We start from the raw sequence: 13,154 nt of genomic DNA, 5'->3' as shown, positions 1-13,154 counted from the left end.
ATGTTGTTTCCTTCAGAAGAAATACGGCTTAATTTACCAGATGCCGAAATTAGTTATTTTCCTAACTTTTTTAGTGCAACTGAAGCACAACAATATTACCATTCCATATTAAATACGACCCATTGGCAGCACGATGACATCACTGTTTTTGGTAAAACACATAAACAACCGCGCCTAACGGCTCTATTCGCATTGAACAATAATTCGTTAAAATACTCCAATATTACGATGCACCCTTCGACATTTACACCAACTTTAAAAGAGATTAAATCAAAAATAGAAAGGGTTTGCAATATTAAATTTACTACGTGTTTGGCTAATTTATATCGCGACGGAGAAGATAGTAACGGCTGGCATGCCGATAATGAAAAACAATTGGGTAGAAATCCGGTAATTGCATCGGTAACTTTTGGCCAGCCCCGGTTTTTTCATTTAAAACATAGAACTCATAAAGAGTTACGACATAAATTACTGTTAGAAAATGGCAGTTTGTTGTTAATGCAAGGTGAAACACAACACCACTGGTTACATCAAATAGCGAAAACAAAACGAAAGATAAACCCGAGAATAAACTTGACTTTCAGAGTGCTTGAATAGCCTAAAATTGAAAAAAACTGAGATCCCTCAACCTCAGTTTTTCTTTATTTACAATTTTTATTCTGATTAGATTTAGGGCCTAAATAGTATTTAAAATTGTAAACATCAATTAATTAATCCATTGAACTAACCTTTGTATTATTAGTACACTTCGAAAATATAACTAATCCTTAAGATTAACGATTAAACCCCTTAAATTTCGATGAAATACACTTTATTTTAACATTAACCGATTAAAAGCGCTTTTAATCGTTATATAATAGTTTCTAATTAAAGTTTACACCGTTATTTCTAACCTAATTATACTTAAATTTGTGTATTAACGCATCGATTTAAAAACAAAATTATACTATTTCAAACTTTAATTTTTCAGCTATGAAAATTCAATTCATCCTTCTATTCTTACTTATTAGTAATGTTGTAATGGCACAAGATAACACGAACCTTTCCGAAGAAATTATTATAAATGAGTTTATTGAAGGGACTTTGTTAGTGCCCAATGCTATAGAAAAACCAAATTTGGTTATTATTATCGCCGGATCTGGCCCTACGGACAGAGATGGGAATCAGAATTTTCTAAAAAATAATGCTTTAAAAAAATTAGCCGTTGGTTTATCGAATAGAAATATTGCCACATTTCGTTACGACAAACGCGTTGTAACCCAAATAAAAAAAGGCAAGATCGACAAGAATATACTTTTTAAAGATTTTATAACTGATGCTATTTCAGTTTTAGATTACTTTAAAAACGAAGCGCGTTTTAACCACATTTATGTTGCAGGCCATAGTCAAGGCAGCTTAGTGGGTTTAGTCGCCGCCAAAGACAAAGCCGATGGTTTTATATCGCTAGCTGGCGCTGGGCAAAGTATAGATGGCGTTATCCTAGAACAAATCACCAAAACGGCACCAATGTTTACCGAAGAGGCCGAGAAGACTTTTGTAGTATTAAGAGAAGGCAAAACTACCGATGAGTACCCGAAGGCCTTAGAAGCCCTTTTTAATAAAGGTGTACAGCCTTTTATTTCGAATTGGATGAGCTATAATCCACAAACCGAGATACAAAAATTAAACATTCCTATTCTAATTATAAACGGAACTAAAGATTTACAAGTTACAGAAGCGGAAGCAGAACTTTTACACCTAGCTGCACCACAATCTAAACTACACATTATTGAGAATATGAATCACGTTTTAGTCACTATTGAAGGGGGTACTTTAGAAAATTCTAAATCGTATAACGAATCTGCACGTGCTTTATCGCCAGAGATTTTTGAAGCTATTATTAGTTTTATAAAATAGAAAAAGCACCCTAAAAAGGATGCTTTTTCATACTAACCAACCAAAAATATGATAATTACGACTCGTATTTTAAAGTAACCACACTCTTAAATAGTCGACATACGCAATTACATAAAACAATATTTCAATCTTCGTGCCAAAAGCGAGCAACGTGCTTTTATCGCTTGTTTTTTTAGAAACATTTAACAAAAGGCGACAGCTTTAATAGTACTTATTACATTGTGTCTGTTATAGAACTAATTTTGACAGCCTTTCAGGTACACATACTACAAATCGTTACGTTTAGTTTTTATCGCTTTTTAAAGCAGAAAGGAGTCTTTTTTTTAAGGAAGAAATTCGCTATTTTGCGAGAAATTAAAACTAAAACATGGAAAACACGTTACCAATTAGCAACGATGCTATAGTCTTTGGAATTTTAATGCTATGTCTAGGTGTTGTTTTTTATACCGAAAACTTAAAGAATAAATTCTGGACCTCCTTTTACAAGTTCGTTCCAGCACTTTTAATGTGTTACTTATTACCTGCCGTTTTCAATTCTTTAGGAATTATATCGGCCGATACGTCGCAGACCTACTTTATTGCTAGTCGTTATTTGTTACCTGCCTCTTTAGTTTTATTTACCATAAGTATCGATTTAAAGGCAATCTTTAATTTAGGCCCTAAAGCCTTAATAATGTTCTTAACAGGAACTTTTGGTATTATCATTGGCGGCCCCTTAGCCATTTTATTAATTTCTACATTTTCCCCAGAAACAGTAGGAGGTGCTGGTTTCGATGCCGTTTGGCGTGGATTGTCAACCTTAGCAGGAAGCTGGATAGGTGGTGGTGCAAACCAAGCCGCAATGTTAGAAATTTATGAGTACAATCAAGAATTATATGGGGGAATGGTATTGGTAGATATCGTCGTCGCAAATATCTGGATGGCCATTTTATTATTAGGAATTGGTAAACGTAAAAAAATTGATAAATGGTTAAAAGCTGACAACTCGGCTATTGATACTTTACAGGAAAAAGTTCAGAATTTATCTGACAAGATAACGCGAAATCCTACCCTAACCGATCTTATGGTTATTTTATCTATTGCTTTTGTAGCCGTAGGTATTGCGCATTTAGGGTCCGATTTAATTTCTGGGTACTTAAATAATAATTTCGAATCGGTAAGTGATCCTAAAAGTGCTTTGTCCTCATTTGGAAGTGGTTTCTTTTGGTTAATTTCTATTGCCACCATTATTGGTGTAATACTGTCCTTTACAAAAGTAAAAAAATACGAAGGTGCTGGTGCCAGTAAAATCGGGAGTGTTTTTATCTATGTGCTAGTCGCTACTATTGGAATGAAAATGGACTTAGGAAAAATATTTGAAAACCCGGGATTAATCTTTATTGGTATCGTTTGGATGGCCATACACGCCGGCCTTTTAATTTTAGTCGCTAAATTAATAAAAGCACCTTACTTTTTCTTGGCTGTTGGTAGTCAAGCCAATGTTGGTGGCGCAGCATCGGCTCCAGTTGTAGCAGCTGCTTTCCACCCTTCGCTAGCATCTGTTGGTGCTCTTTTAGCCGTTTTTGGTTACGTTGTGGGAACCTATGGCGCACTATTGTGTACCGAATTAATGAGAATCGTCGCTACACAATAATTATTAATTAATTTTTTAGCATATTTGCGCTCTATAAAAAACACTATACTATAATGCGAAAACTAATAGCACTGTTAAGTTTAAGTTTACTATTTAACTGCGGAAACTCTAACGATTCACTTGTTGTAAAAGGCCAGATTAAAGGCTTGAAAAAAGGAACAATATATTTAAAGAAAGCTACCGATTCTACGCTAGTGACCTTAGATTCTGTAACCGTGAACGGAGAAACTCCTTTTGAATTAAAAAGCAATATTGATGAACCACAAATTCACTTTTTATATCTAGATAAGAACGATGCAAAGGAAGACCGAATTTCATTTTTCGCAGACAAAGGCGTTTCTGAAATACAAACGACCTTAAAAAACTTTGCTTACGACGCGGAAATAAAAGGCTCTAAGCAACAAGATATTTTAAATGATTATTTAGTGATGATGTCTAAGTTTAATAATAAAAGTTTAGAATTAATTAAAGAGAATTTTGATGCTCTAAGAGTAAACGACACGATTTTAGCTACAGAAAAAGAGATGGCTTTTAACAGCCTTAAGCGACGAAAGTATTTATACACCACTAACTTTGCCTTAAACCATAAAAACAGCGAAGTAGCGCCTTATTTAGCGCTGACTGAGTTGTACGATGCTAATATTAAATTGCTAGACACCATTAATAACGCATTAAACAAAGCAGTAAAAACATCGTTGTATGGTAAAAACTTACAACAGTTTATAGATAGAATTAAAACGGAAGAATAATAGCTTTAAACGCTTTCCAAAACATAAAAAGCTTCACTAATTATAGTGAAGCTTTTTTTATGGATTGCATTTAGTGTTGTTCTATAATATTTTAAAATAGGCGACCATAAATCATCTTACAATTAACCGTCCTAACGCAACCGAAAATTGTTTGGATAGTCTATATCTATTTCAAATTTTAACTATGCCATAGCGCATATAAAAGGCCATCACTTTATATTGTCTTTCGGCAACTCTATTGGCTGCAGGCTACATTAACCTAAAGCGTAAAACTGTACCTAAAAAGTAGATTTAAAAAGTATTAAAATTGTCCCCTCGAGCGCAGTCCAGAGGTTACTTATAAAGTTCTAAATAGAAAAGAGTTGCTAATGCCCCAAGCGTAGGCTTGATTTTATAATGAGTGCATTCGCAGGCTTTACGTGCATTAAGAATTAGATTGAATTCTCTATTCCGGATGTTTGAAAATCTCGGACATCTCTACACACCTCTTTTAAGAATGATCATGTATAAAGTGTAAACTAGTAGTATTGGAAATAGCAATTACGAAGTGATACAACAGATTTCTTGAAATTTGATCCATTTGATCTTTGTTTAACACGAGGATTGGTAAAGAATGGTATTTAACACGGCTTTTAACGGTAGGTATAAAACCAAAAAAACCACTCTAAAAAAGAGTGGTTTAACTTTGAGCCGATGGAGGGACTCGAACCCACGACCTGCTGATTACAAATCAGCTGCTCTAGCCAGCTGAGCTACATCGGCAAAGCGAGTGCAAATATAGTATTGAATTTCATACCTGCAAACTTTTTAGGTAGAAATTTACCCTAAATTATTAATCTTTTCTATTAACGCACGACCCTTTTCTTCAAGTTCTGTGTTAATCGCCTTAAAATGAGCTTTTTTGTCCTCAACTTTTCTATCATTAACTTTTTCAATTAATTCATCGAAAGTTATGATTGCCTCATCAATAACTGCTTCACTAGCTTTTGGGTCTTTTTCTGTATTAGTATATTGCCATACATAAACTGCTTCGATAATATCTCCTAATACGTAGTTTATATCTTTTTTAAGGTCTCTCTTGTTTGCCATAATATTCTTTAATTTAATTTGAGTGCAAAATTACACATAAACTTCTAATAGTTTACCTTTTTTCGAGGTAATTTCATATTCTAAAAGTGCTGCTGGTAATAAAACGGTTTCTCCTTTTATTATTTGGGTTGTTTCCTGGTTATAAGTAATGGTGGCTTCACCATCTACACACATATACACTATAAATGAATCGAACGTATTTATTTTATTTATCGTTTCAGCTTCCAAATGAATGTAATTAGTTGTAAAATAGCTACAACTTACAATCTTGTGTGTCTCATTTTTTGTTTTGGAATACGATAATTTAAAATCATTTTTCATACTAAAATCGATGGCTCCTAAGGCCCACTGGGTATGTAATTCTCTTTTGTTTCCTTGGTCGTCTACTCTGTCCCAATCGTAAATACGATACGTGATATCGCTAGTTTGTTGTATTTCTGCGACCATAACTCCCGCTCCAATAGCGTGAATACGTCCCACTCCAATAAAGTAGGCATCTCCTTCTTCTACGTTTTCAGTATTAAGAATTTGTGTGAGTGTTTTTTCCTCTACATGTTTTTGATACACCGCTTTATCTACCTGTTGATTAAAGCCAACGATTAGATTAGATCCTTTATTTGCTTGTAAAACATACCACATTTCTGTTTTACCGAAAGAATTATGGCGCTTGGTAGCTAAAGCATCATTGGGATGAAGCTGAATGGATAAATCCGTTTTGGCATCTATAAACTTAATTAATAGCGGAAATTTCTCTCCAAAATCTTTATAGTTCTTAGCTCCTACTAAATCTTCTTTTAACAAATCTTGAAGACTGTTTAAAGATGTCCCCTTGAACGCCCCGTTACTTACAATAGAAGTATCGTCTTTTACACCACTAATCTCCCAGCTTTCTCCAATATTCGGAAGATCACTTTCTCTATTAAGAAGTGTTTTTAATTTTGTACCACCCCAAATTTTTTCTTTTAAAATAGGAGTGAATTTAAGCGGATAAAGGGTCTGCTCCATAATAAGGATTATTGACCAGCGTAACTAACAAAGTTACGGGGCGTCTCGTAAAGTGTGACTTCTAAGTCTAAGCCTTCTTTAAGTTTGTTTTTTATTTTATTGTAAATTACGACCACAATATTTTCTGCCGTAGGTATTAATTCTTTAAATTCTGGGACATCTAAATTAAGATTTTTATGATCGAAAGCGTCTTCAACTTCCGCCTTAATGATATCTTTCAACGTTTTAATGTCTATAACATAGCCGGTTTCCGTATCAATATCTCCTGTAACGCTAGCTATTAAATCGTAGTTATGACCGTGGAAATTAGGATTATTACACAAACCAAAAACAGCGTCATTTTTTTCGTCTGTCCAGTCTTTTCTATATAATCTATGCGCCGCATTAAAGTGCGCTTTTCTACTTACTGTTACTCTCATCATTAATATTTATAAATTCGTAAAATTTATCAAAAATAATTTTAAACCAAGCCGTATACACCTCAGGATTATTTTTCATATCCATTTTAACATCTTCTAAAAGCATCCATTTATAAGCCTCTACTTCCTCTGGATTTATTAGTGGTTCGCCATTAAAACGCCCTATCATAATATGATCGTATTCGTGCTCTGTTAATCCATTTTCAAACGGTGCTTTGTAAATAAAAGACGTTCGTTCTTCGAGCTCTGTTACAAACCCCATTTCTTCCTGCAAACGCCGTTTTCCTGCTTCTAAATTACTTTCTCCTTCCCGTTGGTGACTGCAACACGTATTGGTCCATAATCCTGGTGTATGGTATTTTGATAGCGCCCGTTGTTGAATCATTAATTCGTTCTTATCATTAAAAACGAAAACAGAAAAGGCGCGATGTAGTAGTGCTTTTTCATGGGCTTCCATTTTTGGCATTAAACCAATTTGTTCGTCTTTTTCATTAACTAAAATCACCTTTTCTTCTAGCATATCAATTTTTAAATGGTTTTTTTCAAATTTACAAAATAGCCTTTATTAAATGCCCTTTTTAATTAATTTTTAAGCTTTGCGCTTTATAACAAAAAAGCACCTCCACTACGAAGATGCTCTTTTGTTATATAAATAGGTAAAACAGTTATTAATTCCCCGAAATAACAAACATACTTCTCCGGTTTTTTTGATGTTCTTCCTCTCCACATTCAACTGTGCTCGTGCAGGCATTGACCAATTGGTTTTCACCGTAACCTTTTCCTGAAATTCGCTTATTAGAAATATCTCCATTTTTAATAATCCATTGTTTTGTCGCCTCGTTTCTCCTATCAGATAGCGCCATATTATAGGTTCTATTTCCTCGAGAATCGGTGTGCGATCGCACGTCTAATTTTACATTTGGGAATGCTTTTAAATATCTAATGACTTTCTGCAGTTCTTTTTCGGCATCGGGACGAATATTAGATTTATCGAAATCGAAATAAATGGGGTCTAAATCTAATAATTGGGTTAAATCGGTTCCCACTGGAGCAACGTCTTCTTTTACTAAAGGAAAATTCGGAGTTAGATTTAATGCTAAAGTTATATCATTACTATTATTTGGTTCTATCATATAAACTAACGACGTCGACGCGTAACCTTCTTTGCTTGCTACCGCTTTGTACTTATCTTCTCTACAATTAGAGTTGTAATTAAACGTTCCGTTTTTATCTGTTATAAATCTATAAACCTCTTTATCTGTTTCTAAATTATAGACCACAATTTTGGCCCCAGAAATTTCTTTATTAATTCTATTATCTACAAGAATTCCTGAAATTAATTGGTTACACTCATTTCTTCTGAATTTATAAATATCGTCATCTCCTTTTCCTTTTAATCGATTTGAAGTTAGATATCCTGTGTTTTTAAACTCATCTATAATAAATTCAAAGTCGTCACGAGAGCTATTAATGGTTTTTCCTAAGTTTAAAACCTGCGGGTTTTCACTTTCAATATTGGTATAAAATAGATCTAACCCCCCTAAACCTAAATGACCATCTGATGAAAAATATAATGTACCATTATTACTCACAAAGGGAAAGTTTTCACGGCCTTCTGTATTAATTCTATCGCCTAAATTTATCGGCTCTCCATACGTACCATCGGTATTAACATCTACCATATATAAATCTGATTTCCCCAAGGACCCGGCCATATCGGACGCAAAATATAGTGTGTTCTCATCTAGACTCAACGCTGGATGTGCGACATTGTAATTATCATTATTAAAAGGAAGACTTACAATATCTCCCCATTCACCATCTTTAAAAGTAGCTTTAAAAATTTTAAGTCCGTTAACCTTATCATCACTTTTACTAGTTTTTCCTTTGAAATAATTATTTCTCGTGAAATATATCGTCTTTCCATCTTTTGTAAAAGACGTTGATGATTCGTGATATTTCGTATTTATTTTATTTGAAAAAGGTGCTGCAACAGATGAAGAATCGGCTTTATAAAATAAATCTAAGAACGGTTGTTCATTCCACTTGTATAATTTCCCTTCGCCTCTAGAGGAAGCGAATACAATCCCATTATTATAATACGATGTTCCAAAATCTGAATACTTTGTGTTTGTTGACAGATTTTCGACACTAAAATTTCCTGATAATTTATCGATTGTTGTTAAATAATCTGGAGAATTTGAAAACATAATGGCGCGTGAATCAGTAGGGTTTAACACCGCAAACTTTTTCATATACTTATTTCCCATTTCGTATTTACCAATAGCCTTTAAGCTCATAGCGTATCTATAATAGTACTCTGTATCACTATCAGCATCGGTTTTAAGTAATAAATCATACCATTTTGATGCCTCAATCATATCTGCGTTAAAATAGTATGCATTACCTAATTTTGCTAATACTTGCGGACTTTCTACTCCGTCTTCTACATATTTAGTTAGATTTTGAATGACCTTTTTATAGGATAGATTATTGTAATCTCTATCGACTTTAGAATTAATGACATCTTGTTCTTGCGCTATTACAGAGTTGAAACTAAGCAATACCGTTAGTATAAGTAGTTGTATTTTATTTTTCATCATAATATTTTAATTCTGTTGTTAGAAGAATCTTGGCGATAATATTCTAGAGTTTTTAAATAATTCAAATCTTAAAAAGAATTCAAACGATCCTTTTTCGTATTTCGTTTTACCTAAATCTGTTACTTCTTTATCGTAAGCAATACCTAACATTAAATCTTCAGTTAATTGATATCCCAATAAACAACTAAAAGCGGCGCTCCACCTGTAAGCAACACCTAAAGACAACTTATCTCTTAATAGTGCATTTACAGATAAGTCTGCTTGTAATGGCGCACCTTTTACACCTTTAAATAAAATGGCTGGTTTTAATTTTAAATCCGGATTCACATCAAAGACATAGCCACTAATTAAATAATAATGAATACTCTCTGCTGCTGTGGAATAAATTTGTTCATCGTTATTTCCAAAATGTTCAGTTTCTAATAAATTAGGAGCAGATAGCCCTAAATACCATTTGTCGCCTCCACGATAATATAAACCAACACCAACATTAGGAGAAAATTTATTTTCGATATTAGATCTTAACAGCACATCACTAGGGTTGTATTGATTAAGTTTTGTATAATCGACATCTAAAAAATGGCCACCCGCTTTTATTCCGAAAGATAAGCGACCATCGTATGATGTATTAACGGTATAGGAAAAATCAATATCGAAATACGTTTCTTGAGTTGGTCCTATTTTATCATTTACAATTGAGGCTCCCAACCCTAAACGGCCGTCGTAATCTAAAGGTGAATGAACATTAAAAGTTTGAGTGCTTGGAGCTCCATCTAGACCAACCCATTGCGATCTGTGTAAAAGTAAAGCACTTAACGTTTCTCTCTGTCCTGCATAGGCTGGATTTACACTCATAGTATTATACATATATTGTGTAAACTGAGCATCTTGCTGTGCATTGGCTTCGGTTAAAAAACTAAGGCTTGTAAGAAGTACAAAAATTAATAATCTGTTTTTCATTATTCTAAAATTATAATTATAAGAGACACTATTAAATCACCTCCTTTTTAGTTTTTTATTATCGTTGAATGTATAGATATCCCGCTTTAGACTTGTTATCGCCCGTGGCATCGTTTGTATATTTAAGGATGTAGAAGTACGTTCCAATTGGTAGTTGATTCTCTTTCGAAATAGTTACTCTTCCGTTAGATTCTCCTGTAAAATAATTTCCATTTTGACCATAACTACTTGTTTCATATACAATAACTCCCCATCTGTTATATATTTCAAGCGTATTGTTTGGGTATAACTCTAAATTTCTAATAACAAGCACATCATTGTCACCATCTCCATTAGGTGTTATAACATTAAATACTTCGATACCGTCTTCTTCAGTCGGATTTCCATTATTAACTTCTAAATAATCAGGTAATCCGTTTCCATTACTATCAACTGCGTCACCACCAAATCCAATACCGTCACCATTAGGATCTGCTCCTTCTAAGATTGTAGGGATACCATCACCATCATCATCTGGGTCTAAATAATCTGGTGTACCATCTCCGTCTGTATCATTATCTATAGGATTTCCATTACCGTTTGGATCTACAGAACCGTCTGTTACATCTACATTAGTATAATCTTCATTGATCGTATCTACCCCATCATTATCATCGTCCGAGTCTAAATAGTTAGGTATGCCGTCGCCATCTGTATCACCGTTAGGTAATTCTTCGCCGTTAGGCACATTATCTTGGTCACAATCGCCGTTACTCCATTCTTGAGATTGTGCAACCGTAACGTCTTCAAGATAAAAATCACACGGATCAAATACATTAGTTGAGTTACCACCATTAATAGGATTTAATTCATCACCGTTGATTACACCGTCTCCATCACAGTCAAGACTATTCCAAAATGTTAAATCTGCATTCGCATCTTGATTTGCGATAACTAAGTCACAAGGATCTACAGGATCTGTACCGTCCGCTATTTCTGTTCCATTAGTTACCCCATCGTTATCACAGTCTGCATCTAAGTAATTTGAGTTCACAGGTTCTGTAATATCTTCAAAGTTGAAATCACATTCATCGTTTGGATCGGTGCCATTGGCTACCTCTGTGCCGTCAAGAACGCCATCACCATCAGTATCTGGATTTGTTGGATCTGTACCGTCTGGTGTATTTGGGTCGCCATCGGGACCGTTGATTTCTTCAGCATCCATTAAGCCATCATTATCACAATCCGTCGTTGCCGTGATTGGTAAGGTAATATCTTCGATGTTATAATCACATGGATCGTTTGGATCGGTGCCGTTTGCTACTTCTGTGCCATCAAGTACCCCGTCGCCATCTGTGTCTGGTTCTGGCGCTACCGTAATGGTTACCGTAGTTGTTTCTGTGGTGGTGGTTCCATCGGGATTGTTTACTGTAACTGTATACTCGTAACTATCCGTACCATTAAAGTCTGCATTTGGAGTGTATGTAATTGTTCCGTCAGAGTTGATTACTACAGCTCCATTCGCTGGAGTCGTTGTATTGGTAACGGTATAATCTGTTCCATAGACTCCTGTAAACGTATCATTTGCTAACACATCCGTTGTCACTGCCGTGTCTTCTGGCGTGGTATCTGTATCGGCTACAATATCCGCAACTGGCGTTACCATAACGGTTACCGTCGCTGTTTCTGTGGTTGTACTCCCATCAGGGTTGGTTACCGTTACGGTGTAATTAAACGTATCCGTTCCGTTAAAGTCAGGGTCTGGTGTGTACGTTACTGTGCCGTCAGGGTTGATCACTACAGTTCCGTTTGCTGGGTCTGTTGCATCTGTTACTTCTATTGTACTTGATGGATCGAACGTATCATTATCTAAGACATCAATAGCAACTGCTGTATCCTCATCCGTTGTTGCTGTGTCATCATTTGCATCATCGCTTGGGTTCACCGTTACCGTTACCGTCGCTGTTTCTGTGGTTGTACTTCCATCAGGGTTGGTTACCGTTACAGTGTAATTAAACGTATCCGTTCCGTTAAAGTCAGGGTCTGGTGTGTAGGTTACTGTTCCGTCAGGATTAATAACTACAGTTCCGTTTGCTGGGTCTGTTGCATCTGTTACTTCTATTGTACTTGATGAATCGAACGTATCATTATCTAAGACATCAATAGCAACTGCTGTATCCTCATCCGTTGTTACTGTGTCGTCATTTGCATCATCGCTTGGGTTCACCGTTACCGTTACTGTTGCTGTTTCTGTGGTTGTACTCCCATCAGGGTTGGTTACCGTTACGGTGTAATTAAACGTATCCGTTCCGTTAAAGTCAGGGTCTGGTGTGTAGGTTACTGTGCCGTCAGCATTTATAACTACAGTTCCGTTTGCTGGGTCTGTTGCATTTGTTACTTCATAGTCCGTTCCGTAAACTCCTTGGAAGCCATCATTATCTAAGACATCTACAGTTACTGCTGTGTCTTCTGGCGTAGTATTTGTATCGGCTACAATATCTGCAACTGGCGTTACCGTAATGGTTTGGTTGGCTGTAGCTGTAGCTGTACCATCAGTAATGACATATGCAAAGGTCTCCGTACCATTGTAATTATCACTCGGTGTGAACGTAATAATACCTGCTGCATCTATATTCACTGTTCCATTTGGAGTCGTGATAACTTGCTCTGTTCCTGGTGTTAATAAAGTTCCATTTATAGAAACAATGCTTAAAATATCACCATCAATATCACTATCTAAATCTAATGGTGTTAATATTACTGTACTTTCTTCTGAAACGGTATAATTATCGTCTACTGCTACTGGTGCATCATTTACTGG

Annotated in this window: 11 protein-coding genes and 1 tRNA gene; 4 read left to right on the top strand and 8 right to left on the bottom strand. The window is 35.2% G+C overall.

Features of this window, described 5'->3' with window-relative positions:
- The 4 genes from ES677_RS11170 to ES677_RS11155 all read left to right on the top strand — a co-directional run bounded on the left by ES677_RS11170 (nt 1) and on the right by ES677_RS11155 (nt 4,278).
- On the top strand, nt 1-597 hold the full coding sequence (locus ES677_RS11170) for an alpha-ketoglutarate-dependent dioxygenase AlkB family protein (RefSeq protein WP_148381282.1): 597 nt from the start codon (nt 1-3) through the stop codon (nt 595-597).
- A gap of 375 nt (nt 598-972) precedes the next feature.
- Nucleotides 973-1,896, top strand: coding sequence for an alpha/beta hydrolase family protein (locus tag ES677_RS11165; protein ID WP_148381281.1), 924 nt, complete (start codon nt 973-975; stop codon nt 1,894-1,896).
- Nucleotides 1,897-2,263: 367 nt separating this feature from the next.
- Entirely contained in the window at nt 2,264-3,529 is a 1,266-nt protein-coding gene (locus tag ES677_RS11160) for a DUF819 family protein (RefSeq protein WP_148381280.1), read from the top strand.
- Between the two features lie 53 nt (nt 3,530-3,582).
- Entirely contained in the window at nt 3,583-4,278 is a 696-nt protein-coding gene (locus ES677_RS11155) for a DUF4369 domain-containing protein (protein WP_148381279.1), read from the top strand.
- A gap of 688 nt (nt 4,279-4,966) precedes the next feature.
- Here ES677_RS11155 and ES677_RS11150 read toward each other — a convergent pair.
- The 8 genes from ES677_RS11150 to ES677_RS11115 form a co-directional block, all read right to left on the bottom strand.
- A tRNA-Thr gene (locus ES677_RS11150) sits at nt 4,967-5,040 on the bottom strand.
- Between the two features lie 57 nt (nt 5,041-5,097).
- Nucleotides 5,098-5,367, bottom strand: a complete 270-nt coding sequence (locus tag ES677_RS11145) for a hypothetical protein (RefSeq protein WP_148370790.1) — start codon at nt 5,365-5,367, stop codon at nt 5,098-5,100.
- Nucleotides 5,368-5,397: 30 nt separating this feature from the next.
- Nucleotides 5,398-6,372 carry a type I phosphomannose isomerase catalytic subunit gene (locus tag ES677_RS11140; RefSeq protein WP_148370789.1) on the bottom strand — a complete coding sequence of 325 codons (975 nt, stop codon included), beginning with the start codon at nt 6,370-6,372 and terminating at the stop codon, nt 5,398-5,400.
- A gap of 8 nt (nt 6,373-6,380) precedes the next feature.
- Nucleotides 6,381-6,791 carry a 6-pyruvoyl trahydropterin synthase family protein gene (locus ES677_RS11135; protein ID WP_148370840.1) on the bottom strand — a complete coding sequence of 137 codons (411 nt, stop codon included), beginning with the start codon at nt 6,789-6,791 and terminating at the stop codon, nt 6,381-6,383.
- Nucleotides 6,772-7,311 carry an isopentenyl-diphosphate Delta-isomerase gene (idi, locus tag ES677_RS11130; protein ID WP_148370788.1) on the bottom strand — a complete coding sequence of 180 codons (540 nt, stop codon included), beginning with the start codon at nt 7,309-7,311 and terminating at the stop codon, nt 6,772-6,774. Before idi ends, ES677_RS11135 begins: the two co-directional genes overlap by 20 nt.
- A gap of 148 nt (nt 7,312-7,459) precedes the next feature.
- Nucleotides 7,460-9,394: an OmpA family protein gene (locus ES677_RS11125; protein ID WP_246124504.1), complete on the bottom strand. Its 1,935-nt coding sequence runs from the start codon at nt 9,392-9,394 to the stop codon at nt 7,460-7,462.
- Nucleotides 9,395-9,412: 18 nt separating this feature from the next.
- Entirely contained in the window at nt 9,413-10,354 is a 942-nt protein-coding gene (locus ES677_RS11120; RefSeq protein WP_148381278.1) for a PorP/SprF family type IX secretion system membrane protein, read from the bottom strand.
- Between the two features lie 58 nt (nt 10,355-10,412).
- Nucleotides 10,413-13,154 (bottom strand): Ig-like domain-containing protein (locus ES677_RS11115; RefSeq protein WP_148381277.1); only part of this gene is annotated, 2,742 nt, incomplete at its 5' end.

This window comes from Bizionia gelidisalsuginis, assembly GCF_008086185.1.
GTDB classification, from domain to species: Bacteria; Bacteroidota; Bacteroidia; order Flavobacteriales; family Flavobacteriaceae; genus Bizionia; species Bizionia saleffrena.
Note: the sequence above shows the minus strand (reverse complement) of the source record. Positions and strands in the feature narration are given on the sequence as shown.